Genomic DNA, 17,262 nt, shown 5'->3' on the forward strand with positions numbered 1-17,262 from the left:
AAGTAGCATTATCAACACTGCACGAAAGTTCTGGCGTCCAAGCGCTTTATGGCCTACGCTGAAGCTGCACTTGATTGATTTCGATCCGCACCGTCGCGCCCGTCAACTTGGTGTGCCCGGGCGGAATTTGGCTGAGGTGATGACTGTGGTTTCCGTAACGTCCATAAGTAGTCTGCAAGCATCGATTGCCCAGGCCGAGAGGCTGGTGCAGCAAGACCAGTCGCGCGTCAACCAGGACGCCAGCCGGCTGGAGCAAAGCCAGCAGCAGCTGGTCAAGGACAAGGAGGACCTGGCCCAGACCCAGACACAAAGCCGTCAGGCCCAGCAGACCGCGCCGGCCGCCGCGCCGGCCATCCGGCTCGACAGGGCCATCCAAAATCCCCCCGTGTCGCAGCAAAAGCTGCCGGCCGAGCTGACCCAGGCCAAGCCGCAGATCAACGCCCGGGGCGAGACCCTGGGCCGACTGATCAACATCACCGCCTGAGCGTACTGCCGCGATGTTGTGGTGGCGCTGGCACCGCCGAGCCAGGGTCAGACCCTAGGGTCTGACCCTAAATAGTCAGGCGCGCTACAGCGCCTGCAACCACCACTGCTCCCCCGCCGCCGGCCGCTTCAGGTCGAGCGCGCTGCCGATGCCCGGCGTGCTCAGCGTTTGCCCCCGTGCACCGGCCAGCGCGACGATGCGCTCGAACGGCTCGTTCCATGCGTGCAAGGCCAGGTCGAAAGTGCCGTTATGGATGGGCAGCAGCACCTTGCCGCGCAAATCGATGTGGGCCTGCATCGTCTCTTCCGGTTGCATATGAATATCCGGCCACTGCGGATCGTAGGCGCCGGTTTCGATCATGGTCAGGTCGAAGGGACCGTATTTGTCGCCGATCTCCTTGAATCCCTTGAAATAGCCGCTATCGCCACTGAAAAAGACGCGCGTGTCGCCGTCCTCGATGACCCAGGAGGCCCACAGCGTCTTGTTGCCGTCGAACAGGCCACGGCCGGAAAAGTGCTGGGCCGGCGTCGCCACCAGCTTCAACCCGGCCACCCGCTTGCTCTGCCACCAGCCCAGCTGATGCACCTTGCCGGCCGGGATGCCCCATTCGATCAGGGTGTCGCCGACGCCGTTGGGGGAGATGAAGTGCTCGGTCTTGGCGGCCAGCTTGAGCACGGCGGCGTAGTCGAGGTGGTCGTAGTGGTCGTGCGACAGGATCACGCCGGTGATTGGCGGCAAATCGTCGATGCTGATCGGCGGCTGGTGGAAGCGCTGCGGCCCGGCCCACTGCACCGGCGAGGCGCGCTCGGAAAACACCGGGTCGGTCAGCCAAAACTGGCCGCTGAGCTTGAGCAGCATGGTCGAATGGCCGAGACGGAATAAACTATTGTCTGGCGCATCGAACAATTGTTTCTTGGTCACCGTCTGCACGGGGATGGGCTTGCTCGGCACCGTGTCGGCCGGCTTGTTGAACAGGAAGCGCACCATCAGTCCCAGCGATTTGGCGAAGCCGATCTTGTGCATGGCGACCGGGTTGCGGTACTTGCCGTCGCGCTGATGCGCCGTGGTCAGGACGCCGACATTGTCGGCGGAAATAGCGGTGGTGTTCATGACGAGCAGGGCTCCAAGGGTCAGGATGAGGCGGGATAGGCGCAAGATCGATGCCGTTTCGGTTGAGTTTAAACGCACAATGTACACTACACAGTGTAGTTTCTATTTTTGGAAAAGTAAACTACCCGGTGTAAAATACTTGCATGTCTATTTCGCCCCCCGCCCCTGCCGCCCCTGCCGCCTCGCGCCTGACCGACCGCAAGCGCCACGCCATCGTCGCCGCCGCCATCGCCGAATTCCGCGCCAACGGCTTCGAGGCGACCAGCATGGACAAGATCGCCGCCAGCGCCGGCGTGTCCAAGCGCACCGTCTACAACCACTTCCCCAGCAAGGACGAGTTGTTCGCCCAGATCCTGCACCAGTTGTGGGACAGCAGCGCGGCCTTGATGGCGATCGCCTACCGCGCCGGCGTGCCGCTGCGCGAGCAGTTGCTGGAGTTGATGTCGCAGAAGATGGCGCTGCTACAGGACGGCTACTTCCTCGACCTGGCCCGGGTGGCCATCGCCGAAACCATCCACTCGCCCGCGCGCGCCCAGGACATGGTGGCACGCCTGAGCGACAAGGAGGAAGGCGTGACCACCTGGCTGCGTGCCGCCCAGGCCGACGGCAAGCTACTCAAGGCCGATCCGCTGTTCTCGGCCACCCTGCTGCAGGGCCAGTTGAAGACCTTCGCCTTTTGGCCGCAGGTGACCATGGGCCAGCCGCCGCTGCCGCCGACCATGCAGCGCCAAGTGGTGGAGACGGCGGTCGACATGTTCCTCGCCTACTACGCCTGAACCCGCTCCGCGCCCGGCCGACCGCCAAACCAGCAAGCGGGGTCAGTGCCGACATTCGGACATTCATGTGGTGAATGTCCGAATGTCGGCACTGACCCCGGGGGCTGACCCCGGGGGACGGGGGATTGCCTCAATCGGCGAAGCAGACCGCGTACACCGGCGGCATGGTGGTGGAGATGGTCTGCCAGTGCTGGCCGCCGTTGGACGACAACCACACGCCGCCCGTGGTCGAGCCCATCAGCAGCGCGCTGCCGTCGGCGCCCACCGCCAGGCCGTGGCGGTAGACCAGGTCGTAGCAGCGCTCCTGCGGCAGGCCGCTGCGCAGGGTGGTGAAGCTGGCGCCGCCGTCGCTGCTGCGGTTGACGGCCAGCGCGGCGTCGACGGGGATGCGCTGCTGGTCGGCCACCGCCGGCACGAACCAGGCCGTGTCGCCCTGCAGCGGATGGACCGCCACGGCGAAGCCGAAACTCGACAGCGGCGCCGTCACCTCGATCCAGTTGGCGCCGTTGTCGTCGCTGCGCCAGATGCCGCAGTGGTGCTGGCACCACAGGCGGTCCGGCATGGCCTCGCAACGGACGATGCGGTGCGGGTCCTGCGCCGTTTGCCGGTCGACCAGTTCCGGCGGCATGTAGCGGGCCTTCATGCCCTTGCCGCGCGGCGACCAGCTGGCGCCGCCGTCCGTGCTGAGCCAGGCGCCGCCGGTGGACACGCCCACCAGCAGCGCGCGGCTGTCGCGCGGGTCGACGCAGATACTGTGGATGCCCGCCACGTCGTAGCCGCCGCCCTGCCACTCGGCGCGCTCCGCCATGTTCCACAGCGACTCGACCAGCTGCCACGACTCGCCCCGGTCGGCCGAGCGGAACAGGCCGCCGGGCAGGGTGCCGGCCCACAGCACGCCGGGCTGGTCGGCGCCGCCGGCGGCCAGCGACCAGATCTGCTTGAGCTTCCACTCGACCGGGTCCGCGCTGTCCGGCGGCTTGGCCGGATAGGCCGGCGCCGCCACCTCGCTCCACTCCTTGGCGCCGGCGTCGAGCCGGTGCAGCTTGGCGCCGAAGTGGCCCAGGTTGAGGGCGGCGTACAGGCTGCCGTCGCGCGGGTCAACCAACAGCATCGACACCGGATCGCCGAGGAAGTGGCTGGCGCCCAGCTGCCACTGGCCCTTCACCTGGTCCAGCTCGAACAGGCCCTTGCGGGTGCCGAGGTAAGCGCGTGTACTCATGTCAGCCTCCAGAGAGTGCTTGCAGTATGTAGACCTGTGAATCGGGCGCCAGCGCGTCGTCGAGCAGGGCGCGGTCGCGGCTGCGCTTGCCATCGATGAAGACCACCACGTTCTGGCGCAGATGGCCCTGCTCGTCGAGCACGTAGCCGCGCAGCCGGGGCTGGCCGGCGAAGGCGGCGTCGAGCGCGGCGCGCAGGTCGGCGGCGTCGGTGCTCACCTGCGGCACCGGCAGGAAGCGGCCCAGTTGCTGGGTGAAGATCAGTTGCGCCATCGCCCCTCCGATTCCGAAGTGTCGATTCTAACGCGCCTGATCGCGCGCGCGGCACGATTCAAAAAAGTAAGATTGTCAGGCCGACACGGTCGCTTGCCACACGCACAGGCGGCGTTACCGCTAGAATGGAAGCGGGCGAACCACCGGAGCACAACATGACAATTACCCCGCAGGAGCTGGAACTGCTGATGCAGGAAGTGGAGCGGGAGGACCCGATCGATTTCGCCGACCTGCCGTTCAACGAGCAGGAGCTGCGCGGCCTGATCGCCAACCACCTGTGCGAGATGGCCGACGCCATGGAGAACTTCAGCGAGGAGGACAAGCGCCTGTCGCTGCTGGCCGTGGCGGCCAAGCTGGTGCTGGAGAACCTGGTGCTCAACGTGCAACTGCTGCGCCAGCACGGCGTGCCGCTGAGCGACAGCGCCGAGGCGCTGCTGAGCCGCCTGCGCAAGCGCTGACGCCCGGGCCAGTGCCGACGCCGGCGCAGCTGGCGACGCCGGCGCAGCAGCCGCCGCCACCGAAGCGCGCGACGGCGCCAGCGCGCGCCGCCGCGCCGCACCGGCCGCCGCTACTCGATACGCCGCGCCGCCGGCACCCGCAACACCAAGTCCGACTCGGCCAGCGCGACACAGGGCAGGATGTAGCCCTCGCGCTTCTCGTCCAGGCTCAGTCCCGGCCACTCGATCAAATAGCGCACGCTGCCGCCGGCCAGTTGGCACAGGCAGGTGCGGCAGGTGCCGTTGCGGCAGGAGCTCGGCAGGCGGATGCCGGCCGCCTGCGCCGCCAGCAGCAGCGACTGGCTGTTGTCGGTGTCGAATACCCAATCCTTGTCCTCGATGGCGACGCGGCGTAGAACTGTCATCATCGTTTATATCGTTTCAATGCGGTCATCGGAAACGACATGGTAAACCAAAGCGGCCGGCGCAGTGGCCGGCCGCCTCCGCCGTGGCGCCGCCTACGCCAGTTGCTTGACCCGGCGCGGCAGGCTGACCACCTTGGCCGCCGGCAGGGCCGGCCGGCGCAGCAGCGGCAGGCCGGCCAACGGCGCACGCGCCACCTGGACCACACCGGCCGGCGCCGTCCGCGCCTGCGACTTCAATTTGAACACCGCCATCGCCTGTTCCACATGGCGCGCCTGCTGCTCCAGGTTGCCGGCGGCGGCGGCGGCCTGCTCCACCAGCGCCGCGTTCTGCTGGGTGATGTCGTCGATCTGGATCACCGCGTCGTTGACCTGGCCAATACCCTGGCTCTGCTCGCTGGTCGAGTTGGAGATCTCGTCCATCACCTGGGTGACGCGGTCGACCGACTGCATCACCTCGCTCATGGTGGCGCCGGCGCTGTTGGTCAGCGCGGTGCCGGCGTTGACCTTGGCGATCGACATGTCGATCAATCCCTTGATCTCCTTGGCCGCCGTGGCCGAGCGCTGCGCCAGGCCGCGCACCTCGCTGGCCACCACGGCGAAGCCCCTGCCCTCCTCGCCGGCGCGGGCCGCCTCGACGGCGGCGTTCAACGCCAAAATATTCGTCTGGAAGGCGATGCCGTCGATCAGGCCGATGATGTCGAGGATCTTGCGCGACGAGTCGCTGATGTCGCCCATCGTCAGCACCACCTGCGAGACGATGTCGCCGCCCGCCTTGGCCACCCGCGAGGCGCTGCCGGCCAGCTCGTTGGCGCGCGCCACGCTGCCGGCGCTCTGCTGCACGTTGGAGGTCAGCTGCTCCATGCTGGCGGCGGTCTGCTGCAGGCTGGAGGCCTGCGACTCGGTGCGGCCGGACAGGTCCATATTGCCGGTGGCGATCTCGCCGGTGGCGACGGTGATCTCGGCGAAGTTGCTGCGCACGTCGCTGATGATGCTGTGCAGGTTGACGTTCATCTGCCGCAGCGCCGCCAGCAGCTGGCCCACCTCGTCGTCGCGCTCGATGACGATCTCGCCGGTCAGGTCGCCGCCGGCCATCTGGCGGGCGGCGCCGGTGGCGCGCCGCAGCGGCAGCACGACGTGGTTGTACAGGCTGCTCCAAAAATACAGGGTCATCAGCGCCGCCAGGCCGGCCACGCCGCTCAGCCAGGCGTGCAGCGCCTTGCCGCTCGTGCCGTGGACGTCCCACAGCGCGACGGCGCAGAGCGCCATCATGAGGCTGATCAAACCCGCGTTCAGGCCGATGTGGCGCGCCAGCGACAGTTTGCGCCAGCCGGCCAGGATCGCCAGCACGCCGCTCTGCTCGACGCGGCCGTTGACGATGCGCAGGCCGCGCGGATTGCCCTGGCGGATCTCGTCGTAGGCGGCGCCGGCCTGCTTGACCTGCTCGCGGCTGGGCTTGGTGCGCACCGACATGTAGCCGATCGGCCGGCCCTGCTCGATCACCGGCGTGATGTTGGCCAGCACCCAATAATAATCGCCGTTCTTGCAGCGGTTCTTCACCATGCCGGTCCACGGCATGCCGTCCTTGATGGTGCGCCACAGGTCGGCGAAGGCCTCGGCCGGCATGTCCGGGTGGCGCAGGATGTTCTGCGGCGCGCCGATCAGTTCCTGCTCGGTGAAGCCGCTGACCTCGATGAAGTAGGGGTTGGCGTAGTCGATGTTGCCCTGCAAATCCGTCGTCGACACGATGGTTTTGCCGTCGATTAACACGTACTCGTTCTGCGTGACCGGGGAATTGTTGCGCATTGCCGCTTTCCTTCAATGTGGAATACAGGACAAACGAAAAACAATATCGATACGCGAGCCGGGGATTGGGGGTCGCTACAAGGTGGACGGCAGCGGCTGGAGGGCGCCGTCGTGCGGAAGGAACCGCAGCATGAAACCAGTGTAGCAGGACAGAATTGCTGGAATGTCTCCAAATGTTGCATTGCGGCAGATTGTGGTTTGCTAGCCACAAGAAAATGGGAGGCGCGCGCGCCTCCCCCGTCCTCAGTCGGCGCGGAAGTTCTGCCCCAGCGACATCGGCTTGTTGAGCAAAATGGTCTGCGGATTGCGGCAGATGATCACCAGCACGACGATGGTGGCCAGGTAGGGCAGCATCGACAGGAACTCCGACGGCACGGCCAGGCCGAAGCCCTGGCCGTGGAACTGCAGCACGGTGACGCCGCCGAACAGGTAGGCGCCCAGCATCACGCCGCGCGGCTTCCAGGTGGCGAACACCACCTGCGCCAGGGCGATCCAGCCGCGCCCCGCCGTCATGCCCTCGACCCACATCGGCGTCAGCGCCAGCGACAGGTAGGCGCCGCCCAGGCCGGCCATGGCGCCGCCGAACATCACCGTGCCGTAGCGCAGGCCGATGACGTGGAAGCCGATGGCGTGGGCGCTGTCGGGCGACTCGCCGACCGCCCGTATCATCAGGCCGAGGCGGCTGCGCGCCAGCATCCAGGCGATCGCCGCCACCAGCAGCAGCGAGGCGTAGACCATGCTGTCGAAGCGGAACAGCAGCGGCCCGACGAAGGGGATGTCGGACAGCAGCGGGAAGTGCAGGTGCGGCAGCGGGTCGACCGTCTGGCCGACCAGGCCGCGGCCGAGGAAGGCCGACAGGCCGATGCCGAACAGGGTCAGCGCCAGGCCGGTGGCCACCTGGTTGGTCTGCAGCGTCAGCACCAGGAAGGCGAAGATCAGCGCCATGCCCAGGCCGGCCAGCATGGCCGCCAGCAGGCCCAGGGTGATCTGGCCGGTGCCCAGCGTGACGGCGAAGCCGACCACGGCGCCGACCAGCATCATGCCCTCGATGCCCAAATTGAGTACGCCGGAGCGCTCGGTCACCAGCTCGCCCATCGAGGCCATGATCAAGGGCGTGGCGGCGCCGGCGGTGCTGGCCAGGAAGGCGATCAACAGTTCTGGATTCATGGTGCGGTCTCTCCGGCGGGAATGGTGGCGGCGGCGCTTGCCAAGGCGGCGGCTTTGGGCACGACGCGCTTGCGCGGCTTGAAGCGGTAGTGGATGAACAGGTCGGCGGCCAGCAGGTAGAACAGCAGCAGGCCCTGGAACAGGCCGGTGATGGCCGACGGCAGCTGCAGCTCGATCTGCGCCGACTCGCCGCCGATGTAGAGCAGCGACATCAGCAGCGCCGACAGGAACACGCCGACCGGATGCAGCCGGCCGACATAGGCGACGATGATGGCGGCGAAGCCGTAGCCGGGCGACACCGAGGGCTGCAGCTGGCCCAGCGGGCCGGCCACCTCGCCGACGCCGGCGATGCCGGCCAGCGCGCCGCTGATCATGAAGGCGGCCCAGACGTTGCGCGGCTCGCTGAAGCCGGCGTAGGCGGCGGCGGCCGGCGCCATGCCGCTGACCTGCATGCGGTAGCCGGCGAAGGTGCGGCTGCAGAAGAACCAGGCGCCGGCCACCGCCAGCAGCGACAGCGGGAAGGCGGCGTTGATGCGCAGCCCCTCGATCAGCAGCGGCAGCGTGGCCGACTCGTTGAACATCTTCGACTGCGGGAAGTTGAAGCCGGCCGGGTCGCGCAGCGGGCCGTGCACCAGATAGCTCAGGTACAGGTAGGCGACGTAGACCAGCATCAGGCTGACCAAAATCTCGCTGGTGTTGAAGCGGGTGCGCAGCAGCGCCGGGATGGCCGCCCAGGCCATGCCGCCGAGCGCGCCGGCGACGATCATCAGCGGCAGCAGCCAGCCGGCCTGCACGTCGTCGAAGTACAGCGCCACGCTGCCGGCGGCGATGGCGCCCATGGTCAGCTGGCCGTCGGCGCCGATGTTGGCGACGTTGGCGCGGAAGCCGATCGCCAGGCCGACGCCGCACAGGATCAGCGGCGTCGCCTTGAGCAGCAGCTCGCCGACGCCGTACAGCGTGGTGGCCGGCTTGACGAAGTAGATGTAGAAGGCGTGCAGCGGCTCCTGGCCGAGGAAGAAGAACAGCACGGAGCCGCTCAGCAGCATGGCCGCCGCCGCGATCAGCGGCGAGGCCAGCATCATCGCGCGCGACGGTTCGGGACGTAGTTCAAGCCGTGACATGGGCTGCTCCTTGCTTGGCCGGTAGCGCCTGGCCGTGGTGGTCCTGGTCGTCGTGGTGGACGTGGTCGAAATCGCCGCTCATCCACACGCCGATCTGGTTGATGTTGGTGCCGGCCGCCGGCACCGCGCGCGACAGGCGGCCCTTGGCCAGCACGGCGATGCGGTCGCTCATCATGAACAGCTCGTCGAGCTCCTCCGACAGCACCAGCACCGCCACGCCCTGGTCGCGCAGGTCGATGATGGCCTGGCGGATCAGCATGGCGGCGCCGATGTCGACGCCCCAGGTGGGCTGCGCCAGCACCATCACCTTGGGCGCCAGCGCGATCTCGCGGCCGACGATGAACTTCTGCAGGTTGCCGCCGGACAGGCTGGCGGCGGCCGACTGCGCGCCGCCGCACTTGACGTTGAAGCGGGCGATGACGGCGCGGGCGAAGTCGCGCACCGCGCCGCGCTGGATCAGGCCGCGCTTGACCATGCCGGTGGCGCCGGCCGGCAGGTAGCCGGTCAGCAGCGCGTTGTCGGCCAGCGACAGGTCGGGCACGGCGCCGCGGCCGAGCCGCTCCTCCGGCACGAAGCACAGGCCGAGCTGGCGCCGCGCCGCCGCGTCGAGCCGGCCGGCCGGCGCGCCGTCGATGCGGATGGCGCCGGCGTCGGCCAGCGGCAGCTCGCCGGAGATGGCCTTCAACAGCTCCTGCTGGCCGTTGCCGGAGATGCCGGCGATGCCGACGATCTCGCCGCCGCGCAGCTCCAGCGCGACGTCCTGCAAATGCGTGCCGAAGGGGTCGTCGCTGGCCACGCTGAGCGGGCCGATGGCCAGCCGCACCGCGCCCGGTTCACGCGGCGTCAGGTGGCAGCTGGGCAGCTCGCGGCCGATCATCAGCTCGGCCAGCGAGCGCGCCGTCTCCTCGCGCGGCACCGCCGTGCCGGAGACGCGGCCGCCGCGCAGCACGGTGGCCTGGTCGCACAGGGCCTGGATCTCGTCGAGCTTGTGGCTGATGTAGAGGATGCTGACGCCCTCGCTGGCCAGCCGGCGCAGCGACTCGAACAGCTTGAGCACGGCGTCCGGCGTCAGCACCGAGGTCGGCTCGTCCATGATCAGCAGGCGCGGCGACTGCAGCAGGCAGCGCACGATCTCGACGCGCTGGCGCTCGCCCACCGACATGCTGTGGATGCGCCGCTGCGGGTCGAGCGGCAGGCCGTACTGCTCGGACACGGCGCGGATGCGCGGCGCCAGCTGGGCCGGCGTGCTCTTCTCGTCGAGCGCCAGGGCGATGTTCTCGGCCACGGTCAAGGTCTCGAACAGGGCGAAGTGCTGGAACACCATGCCGATGCCGAGCTTGCGCGCGTCCGACGGCGAGTGGATGTGCACCTGCTTGCCCTCCCACATGATCTCGCCGGCGTCCGGCTTGGTGACGCCGTAGATGATCTTCATCAGCGTGCTCTTGCCGGCGCCGTTCTCGCCCAGCACGGCGTGTATCTCGCCCGGCATCACCGTCAGGTTGACCTCGGCGTTGGCCACCACCGACGGGTAGATCTTGGAGATGCCCAGCAGCTGCAGGCGCGGTTCGGCGCGCTGGGGCTGCGGTGGGACCGCGTCGTGATTCATCGGGCGTTACCTCCATCGTCAATTTGTATACAAATGCACAGTTCATTTCTTCCAATGACAGACGCAATTTGCATGCCATGAAAATTTGCGGCTGCAGCCAGCAAGCATACCCCCGCGCCGCGCGGCGGCGCCCGCTTTTGGCGAACTTGTGTACAAAAGCGCACCAAATAAACCACAGCAACTCACCATAAATGTGCAAAAACGCGCCACCGATGCGCAGGGTGGCGAATTTTTCGTACACAATGTGAGCACGAATCCTGCTTTATGTGTTGTTCACACACCCGCTGCCTACCCGCCGCAGCGGGCCAGTCCCGCGACCGACTCTGGAGAACGCAACATGAGCAAGCCATCCACCGCGCCGGCCCCACCGGGCAAGCGCAAGGCCGCCGCCACAACCGCCGCCGGCGCCGCGACGACACTGGCGGGCGCCGACGGCGCCGCCGCCAACAGCGGCGCGCGCCTCAAGCGCGGCACCACCGCCGTCGACCTGCGCATCTACCGCGCCGTGGTCAACGCCGTCATGAGCCACCGCCTGCCGCCCGGCACCCACTTGGGCGAGGCCGACTTCTGCGAGCTGTACCGGGTCAGCCGAACCACCGTGCGCAAGGCGCTGCAACGGCTGGCGCACGACCACATCATCGAGCTGCGGCCCAACCGTGGCGCGGTGATCGCCTCGCCCACGCCGGAGCAGGCGCGCGACATCTTCGCCGCGCGCCGCGCGCTCGAGCGCGAGATCGTGCCGCTGGTGATACGCCACCGCACGCCGGCCTCGCTGCAGCAGATCCGCCAGGCGCTGGAGGCGGAGGACCAGGCGCGCCGCACCGGCGACCGCGCCAGCTGGATCAGGCTGGGCGGCGAGTTCCACCTGCTGCTGGCCGAGCTGGCCGGCAACCAGGTGCTGCTGCGCTTCATGGGCGAGCTGGTGTCGCGCTGCTCGCTGATCATCGCCTTGTACGAGAGCCCCGGCGCCTCGATGTGCGAGAACGACGAGCACAAGGAGTTGATGACGCTGATCGAACAGGGCAAGGCGGAGCAGGCCTGCGCGCTGATCGAGCACCACCTGCTGGAGATCGAGGGGCGCCTGCGGCTGGGCGAGCCGGGCCGCAAGATCAACCTGGCCGAGGCGCTGGCCGGCCTGTAGAACATTGCATACACTTCGCGCCGGCCGCACCAACACGGGGAAGTGCCCGCCCGCGCGGCCCCCGGATGGTGCGCGCGGCCAGCCCGGGCAAGGCGCGCGGCGCCGCGGCGGCAACCGGAAAAGCGCTCGCCCACAGAGTGAAACAACGGTGTTTTAGACGGCCACGGCGCCACGTGGCCTGTAATTTGCTAGAGATGTCCATCAAGATTGAATCCAATCGTTATCGGGAATTGGATTCAACCAAGTTCTTTTAGCACCAAAGCAATCTTATAACTAGACCAACCTGACTGGGAGTTTGCATGAAACCACAACTGCTGAAACACGGCATTGCCCTGACCCTTCTGGCCGCCTGCGGCTGCGCGGCCCACGCCGCCGACTGGAGCGACACCTCGATCGGCTACCGCTACGGCACCAAGTACGCCGAGCCGTTCAACACCAAGGACATCAGCAAGAGCATCGTCAACCTGACCAGCGCCAGCGGCTACAAGTACGGCAAGAACTTCCTCAACGTCGACCTGCTGATGTCGGACGACGCCGACCCCTCGTCGGCCGGCGCCAAGAGCGGCGCCCACGAGGCCTACGTGGTCTACCGCCACACGCTGGACCTGGGCAAGGTGATGGGCCAGTCGTTCGCCGCCGGTCCGGTGCGCGGCCTGGGCGCCACCGCCGGCTTCGACTACAACACCAAGACCGACGCCGGCTACAACTCGAAGAAGCGGATGGTCGTCGCCGGCCCCACGCTGATGCTCGACGTGCCCGGCTTCCTCGACGTCAGCCTGTTCGCCCTGTGGGAGAGCAACGCGCCCTACAGCACCTTCTCGCAGACCGCCACGCCGCGCTACAGCTACAAGGTGCACCCGATGCTGACGGCGGCCTGGGGCATCCCCTTCAACGTCGGCATCCCGCTGTCCTTCGAGGGCTTCGCCAACTTCATCGGCAGCAAGGGCAAGAACGAGTTCGGCGGCGACACCGCCAGCGAAACCAACATCGACATGCAGATCATGTACGACCTGAGCGCTGCCGTCGGCGCCGGCAAGAACACCTTCAAGGTCGGCCTCGAGTACCAGTACTGGAAGAACAAGTTCGGCAACTCGGACCACGGCAACCCGGGCGCCACCGCCAAGACCCCGATGATCCGCGCCGAATACCATTTCTGATCCTCACGCCCGGCGCCGCGCCGGGCTCTCCAACTGAAAGGGAAGACCCATGTTGAACCGCCGCACACTGCTCGCCTTCGCCTCCATCGCCGCCACCCTGGGCCTGGCCGCCGCCGTTCCCGCCCACGCCGAGGAGCCATTCAAGGTTGGCTTCATCTACATCGGCCCGGTCGGCGACGCCGGTTGGACCTACGCCCACGACCAGGGCCGCCTGGCGCTGGAAAAGGCGCTCGGCGCCAAGATCAAGACCACCTACGTGGAGAACGTGCCCGAGGGCGCCGACTCCGAGCGGGTGATCCGCAAGCTGGCCGCCGACGGCAACCAGCTGATCTTCACCACCTCTTTCGGCTACATGAACCCGACCGAAAAGGTGGCCAAGGCCTTCCCCAACGTGGTGTTCCAGCACGCCACCGGCTTCAAGACCGGCAAGAACATGGGCGTCTACGAGACCCGCATGTACGAGGGCGCCTACCTGCTCGGCGTGGTGGCCGGCAAAATGACCAAGTCGAAGAGCCTGGGCGTGGTGGCCTCCTTCCCCGTGCCCGAGGTGATCCGCAACATCAACGCCTTCACGCTGGGCGCGCAGAGCGTCAACCCGACCATCAAAACCAAGGTCATCTGGGTCAACTCGTGGTACGACCCGGCCAAGGAGCGCCAGGCCGCCGAGACGCTGATCGCCCAGGGCGTCGACGTGCTCAACCAGAACACCGACTCGCCGGCCACGCTGCAGGTGGCGCAGGAAAAAGGCGTGTACGCCTTCGGCTGGGATTCCGACATGCTCAAGTTCGCGCCCAAGGCGCACCTGACCGCCAGCACCAACAACTGGGGCGGCTTCTACATCGACACCACCAAGGCGGTGATGGCGAAGACCTGGAAAACCGGCGAGGTGCGCGGCGGCCTGCAGGAGGGCATGGTCAAGATGTCGCCGCTCAATCCGGTGGTGCCGGCCGAGGCGGCCAAGATCTTCGAGGAGAAGAAGGCGCTGATCATCAGCGGCAAATTCCATCCCTTCCAGGGTCCGATCAAGGACCAGTCGGGCGCCATCAAGGTGGCCGCCGGCGCCGTCCTGCCGCTGAAGGAGCTGCTGTCGATGAACTACTACGTGCAGGGCGTCGACGGCAGCATTCCGAAGTAAGCGAGCGCGCCACCGCAGCGGCTCCATCCCGGCCCGTGCCGTCGGCGCCGCCGCCTCCGCAAGGGGGCGGCGCGCCGGCGCAACGGGCCGTTCCGTTCCACCCGCCACCGGCCGAGACCATGGACACCATTCCCAACATCCCGCAGCACGACCCCGTGCTGTTCAACGACTGGCTGCCGGTCGCCGTCGCCGCGCGCGTCGAGGCCGGCGCCGTGCAGGCGCTGCAACTGCTCGACCAGGCCGTCGCGCTGTGGCGCGACCAGGCCGGCCAGCTGCACGCCTGGGAGGACCGCTGCCCGCACCGCGGCACGCCGCTGTCGATCGGCCGCGTCGAGGGCGACGGCCTGCGCTGCGCCTACCACGGCTGGCGCTTCGGCAGCGCCGGCAAGTGCCAGCACATTCCCGCCCTGCCCGAGCTGGGCGAGGCCAATCTGAAGGCCCAGGTGGCCACCTACGCGGTGCAGGAGCGCTACGGCCTGGTCTGGGTCTGCCTGGGCGCGGCCGGCGGCGCGCCACCGCCGCTGCCCGAATACGCCGACCCGGCGCTGCGCAAGGTGTTCTGCGGCCCCTACGAGGTGCGCAGCAGCGCGCCGCGCATCGTCGAGAACTTCCTCGACATGGCCCATTTCGCCTTCGTCCACGAGGGCATCCTCGGCGAGCAGCAGCGCGCCGCCATCGCCGACTACACGGTGGAAAAATTCGACGACGCCGAATACGGCCGTGGCGTGCGCGCCGTGCAGTGCCGCGCCTGGCAGCCGCAGGCCAGCAAGGCCGCCAGCGGCGGCGCCGAGATCGACTACACCTACCGCGTGCCGCGCCCGCTGACGGCGGTGCTGACCAAGCAGTCGGCCGGCGGCGTGCGCGAGGCCATCAGCCTGCACCTGCAGCCGCTGACGGAAACCAGCACGCGGGTCTGGATCATCCTGGCGCTGGACGATTTCATCTCCAGCGACGAGGCGCTGCGCCAGTTCCAGGACACCATCTTCCTGCAGGACCAGCCGATCCTGGAGAGCCAGCGCCCGCAGCGCCTGCCGCTGATCCCCGGCGCCGAGGTGTCGGTGGTGTGCGACCGCATGTCGCTGGCCTACCGCGCCTACCTGAAGGAGAGCGGCCTGCGCTACGGCGTGCTGCGCGCCGACTGAGGGGCGGCCGGCCGGCCGGGCGCCATCCTCGCAGAAGTGACAGTTACGGCAAGCTTGGCGGCATGGTCAAATCGGGGCGTCTACACGCGCAGGTGCGTGTTTCTCTCCGCCCGCAGTCGGCGTACAACCTGGCTCATTATGACCGCCCACATTGCCCCGGCTTTTTACCAACCGCTGATCGTACCGGCCGACCGTTTGATTCGCGCCCCGCTGTCCGGCTGGCGTCGCAAGGTGCTGCAGGACCTGCTGCCGGCGGTGCGCGCGCGCGCCGTCGACGAGCTGCCGCAGCAGCTGAACCTGTTGGCCCTGCAGGAGGCCTATCGCGGCAACCTGGACGCCGCGCGCCAGTTGTGCGACGCGCAGATCCGCTTCTGGCAGGCGCAGGCCGCCGCCGGCCAGCCGCAGCAACTGCTCAACGTGATCCAGCCGTGGATCAACCTGATCCGCCTGGAGCGCTGGCAGGAGCGCACCGGCGAGGCCGCCGCGCTGTACCAGCAACTGGCGCCGCAGCGGGCGCACGAGCAGGGCGAGCTGCAACGCCGCTACGGCATCGGCGCGACGCTGGCCGAGCTGTGCGCCATGGACCGCCTGGGCAACGCGGCGGTGACGCTGCAAAACGCCTACTGGCAGGAGTATCCGCGCCTGCTGCTCAAGTGCGGCATGCACCAGGAGTTGAACTACCTGCTGCAGGACGCCCAGGCGCTGCCGCTCGGCCCCTACCTGAAGGCGGCGCAGCTGGAGATGCAGCTGTCCTACCAATCGAAGATCGGCCTGCACCGCAACAGCCTGGCCGCGCTGGAAAAGATGATGCTGGGGCCGCACTCGCCGTACTGGCTGCAGTTCAAGGTGCTGGAGGTGTATCTGGCCTTCCAGGCCGAGATGGTCAACGCGCCGGCCCGCGCCGAGCACCTGTTCCAGGCGCTGACCTCGGGCCGCACGCTGAACTGCCAGGCGCAGGACCTGTATTTCCTGGCCCACGCGGCGCAGGTGTTCCGCCAGTTGCACCTGGGCGGCCACGAGATCGGCTGCCTCGACATGGTCGAGGCGATGGCCGCCAAGCTGGGCGACGAGGTGTTCCAGTGCCACGCCCGCCAGCGCCTGGCCGAGCTGGGCCAGATGCCGCACGAGCAGGTGCTCGACGAGTTCCAACACTCGGCCTACGTGCAGGTGCGCAGCAGCCTGGGCCTGCGCCCGGACGACGACGCCGCCGGCCGCGCCGCCGGCCTGCTGCGCGCGGTCGAGCAACTGGCCGCGCTCGACTACGACGGTTGCGCCCGTGCCCTCGCGCTGGTCTGCGGCGCCGAGCGCTAGGCCCGCCGCCCGTCAACTAGCCGCGCGCCTGGTCCACCGGGCTGTAGCTGGCCATGTCGGCGCGGATGCCCAGGCGGGCCAACATCTCCTGCGGGTCGACGCCCATGCGCCGCTGCATCGCGCGCACCTCGGCGCGCGCCTGCTCGATCGACTCGGCGCGGTCCCACTCGACGATGGTGACGATGCTCACCTCGCCCGAGCGCGAGGCCTGTTCCAGGATGTGGCTCTGCAGGCAGCCGGCCAGCGTGCCGAGCAGCGCGCCGGTGCGGCTGACCTGGTCGAGGAACTCGTCGCGCGCGGCGGCGGGGACGATGAATTTGTCGACACGGAACAGCGTCGTCGACGGCCTGGCCAATTTCTTCAGCATACGATGCCTTTCTTGAAGTGGATGCGCAACTGGACCCAGTGTAAAACCTCAAGTAAGATTGATGTCAAGCGCGGATTCAAGGAGGCATCGACGATGGAACAGCAGTGTGGCGAAGGCATCAAGCACGTCTTGAGCGTGGGCGAGGTGGCCAAGCGCAGCGGCGTGGCCGTCTCGGCGCTGCACTTCTACGAGGCCGAGGGCCTGATCCACAGCAGCCGCACGGCCGGCAACCAGCGCCGCTACCCGCGCGACGTGCTGCGCCGGGTCGCCTTCATCCGCACCGCGCAGCGGGTCGGCGTGCCGCTGGCCGAGATCGCCGAGACGCTGCGCGCCCTGCCCGACGGCCGCACGCCGACGCGCGACGACTGGACCCGGCTGTCGCTGGCCTGGCGCGCCCGCCTCGACGAGCGCATCGGCATGCTCGAGCGGCTGCGCGACAACCTCGACGACTGCATCGGCTGCGGCTGCCTGTCGCTGGAGCGCTGCCGCCTGCGCAACCCGGCCGACACCCTGGCGGCGCAGGGGCCGGGGCCGGTCTGGCTGGAGTCGGAGCTGGCCGATTGAGCCAAGCCGGCGGTGCCGGCCGCGCC

At 68.1% G+C, this 17,262-nt stretch carries 18 protein-coding genes; 9 read left to right on the forward strand and 9 right to left on the reverse strand.

All coding sequences use genetic code 11. The annotated features are described in order from the left end of the window. Nucleotides 1-205: 205 nt before the first annotated feature. The gene (locus BM252_RS06955) at nucleotides 206-484 is read left to right on the forward strand and encodes a hypothetical protein (RefSeq protein WP_245774138.1); all 279 of its coding nucleotides are present in this window, start codon (nucleotides 206-208) and stop codon (nucleotides 482-484) included. 84 nt (nucleotides 485-568) lie between these two features. Here the strand turns inward: BM252_RS06955 and BM252_RS06960 are convergent, their stop codons facing one another. Continuing rightward, a complete protein-coding gene (locus BM252_RS06960; RefSeq protein WP_093385499.1) occupies nucleotides 569-1,594 on the reverse strand; it encodes an MBL fold metallo-hydrolase in 1,026 nt (341 codons plus the stop codon). Between the two features lie 143 nt (nucleotides 1,595-1,737). On the opposite strand from BM252_RS06960, the gene BM252_RS06965 reads away from it, so the two are divergent. After that, a complete protein-coding gene (locus BM252_RS06965) occupies nucleotides 1,738-2,370 on the forward strand; it encodes a TetR/AcrR family transcriptional regulator (protein WP_093385502.1) in 633 nt (210 codons plus the stop codon). Nucleotides 2,371-2,500: 130 nt separating this feature from the next. Here BM252_RS06965 and BM252_RS06970 read toward each other — a convergent pair whose 3' ends face one another. Next, a complete protein-coding gene (locus BM252_RS06970; RefSeq protein ID WP_093385504.1) occupies nucleotides 2,501-3,589 on the reverse strand; it encodes a sialidase in 1,089 nt (362 codons plus the stop codon). Nucleotide 3,590: 1 nt separating this feature from the next. Beyond that, a complete protein-coding gene (locus BM252_RS06975; RefSeq protein ID WP_093385507.1) occupies nucleotides 3,591-3,860 on the reverse strand; it encodes a ubiquitin family protein in 270 nt (89 codons plus the stop codon). A gap of 155 nt (nucleotides 3,861-4,015) precedes the next feature. Between BM252_RS06975 and BM252_RS06980 the strand changes: the two genes are divergently transcribed. Beyond that, nucleotides 4,016-4,318: a hypothetical protein gene (locus tag BM252_RS06980; RefSeq protein ID WP_093385930.1), complete on the forward strand. Its 303-nt coding sequence runs from the start codon at nucleotides 4,016-4,018 to the stop codon at nucleotides 4,316-4,318. A 110-nt stretch (nucleotides 4,319-4,428) separates the two neighbouring features. Here the strand turns inward: BM252_RS06980 and BM252_RS06985 are convergent, their stop codons facing one another. From BM252_RS06985 to BM252_RS07005, 5 genes are all read right to left on the reverse strand, one after another. Beyond that, nucleotides 4,429-4,722 carry a 2Fe-2S iron-sulfur cluster-binding protein gene (locus tag BM252_RS06985; RefSeq protein WP_093385927.1) on the reverse strand — a complete coding sequence of 98 codons (294 nt, stop codon included), beginning with the start codon at nucleotides 4,720-4,722 and terminating at the stop codon, nucleotides 4,429-4,431. A gap of 93 nt (nucleotides 4,723-4,815) precedes the next feature. Next, nucleotides 4,816-6,525, reverse strand: a complete 1,710-nt coding sequence (locus BM252_RS06990; protein ID WP_093385509.1) for a methyl-accepting chemotaxis protein — start codon at nucleotides 6,523-6,525, stop codon at nucleotides 4,816-4,818. Nucleotides 6,526-6,768: 243 nt separating this feature from the next. Continuing rightward, nucleotides 6,769-7,692 (reverse strand): ABC transporter permease, encoded by a 924-nt coding sequence (locus BM252_RS06995; RefSeq protein WP_093385512.1) that lies wholly within the window; start codon nucleotides 7,690-7,692, stop codon nucleotides 6,769-6,771. Beyond that, on the reverse strand, nucleotides 7,689-8,813 hold the full coding sequence (locus tag BM252_RS07000; RefSeq protein WP_093385515.1) for an ABC transporter permease: 1,125 nt from the start codon (nucleotides 8,811-8,813) through the stop codon (nucleotides 7,689-7,691). The genes BM252_RS06995 and BM252_RS07000 overlap by 4 nt, the downstream gene beginning before the upstream one ends. After that, on the reverse strand, nucleotides 8,800-10,419 hold the full coding sequence (locus tag BM252_RS07005) for an ABC transporter ATP-binding protein (RefSeq protein WP_093385518.1): 1,620 nt from the start codon (nucleotides 10,417-10,419) through the stop codon (nucleotides 8,800-8,802). The genes BM252_RS07000 and BM252_RS07005 overlap by 14 nt, the downstream gene beginning before the upstream one ends. 337 nt (nucleotides 10,420-10,756) lie before the next feature. On the opposite strand from BM252_RS07005, the gene BM252_RS07010 reads away from it, so the two are divergent. The 5 genes from BM252_RS07010 to BM252_RS07030 all read left to right on the forward strand — a co-directional run bounded on the left by BM252_RS07010 (nucleotide 10,757) and on the right by BM252_RS07030 (nucleotide 16,305). Further along, nucleotides 10,757-11,560: a GntR family transcriptional regulator gene (locus BM252_RS07010; protein ID WP_093385521.1), complete on the forward strand. Its 804-nt coding sequence runs from the start codon at nucleotides 10,757-10,759 to the stop codon at nucleotides 11,558-11,560. A 299-nt stretch (nucleotides 11,561-11,859) separates the two neighbouring features. Further along, entirely contained in the window at nucleotides 11,860-12,717 is an 858-nt protein-coding gene (locus BM252_RS07015) for an outer envelope protein (RefSeq protein WP_093385523.1), read from the forward strand. Nucleotides 12,718-12,766: 49 nt separating this feature from the next. After that, nucleotides 12,767-13,852, forward strand: a complete 1,086-nt coding sequence (locus BM252_RS07020) for a BMP family ABC transporter substrate-binding protein (RefSeq protein WP_093385526.1) — start codon at nucleotides 12,767-12,769, stop codon at nucleotides 13,850-13,852. 119 nt (nucleotides 13,853-13,971) lie between these two features. After that, a complete protein-coding gene (locus BM252_RS07025; protein WP_093385528.1) occupies nucleotides 13,972-14,994 on the forward strand; it encodes an aromatic ring-hydroxylating dioxygenase subunit alpha in 1,023 nt (340 codons plus the stop codon). A 138-nt stretch (nucleotides 14,995-15,132) separates the two neighbouring features. Further along, nucleotides 15,133-16,305 (forward strand): hypothetical protein, encoded by a 1,173-nt coding sequence (locus BM252_RS07030; protein ID WP_093385531.1) that lies wholly within the window; start codon nucleotides 15,133-15,135, stop codon nucleotides 16,303-16,305. 16 nt (nucleotides 16,306-16,321) lie between these two features. On the opposite strand, the gene BM252_RS07035 is transcribed toward BM252_RS07030, so the two are convergent. Further along, nucleotides 16,322-16,672, reverse strand: a complete 351-nt coding sequence (locus BM252_RS07035) for a hypothetical protein (protein ID WP_093385533.1) — start codon at nucleotides 16,670-16,672, stop codon at nucleotides 16,322-16,324. A gap of 93 nt (nucleotides 16,673-16,765) precedes the next feature. On the opposite strand from BM252_RS07035, the gene soxR reads away from it, so the two are divergent. Then, a complete protein-coding gene (gene soxR / locus BM252_RS07040; RefSeq protein WP_093385536.1) occupies nucleotides 16,766-17,236 on the forward strand; it encodes a redox-sensitive transcriptional activator SoxR in 471 nt (156 codons plus the stop codon). The last annotated feature ends 26 nt before the right edge of the window (nucleotides 17,237-17,262 follow it).

The organism is Rugamonas rubra, assembly GCF_900114705.1.
GTDB classification, from domain to species: domain Bacteria; phylum Pseudomonadota; class Gammaproteobacteria; order Burkholderiales; family Burkholderiaceae_D; genus Rugamonas; species Rugamonas rubra.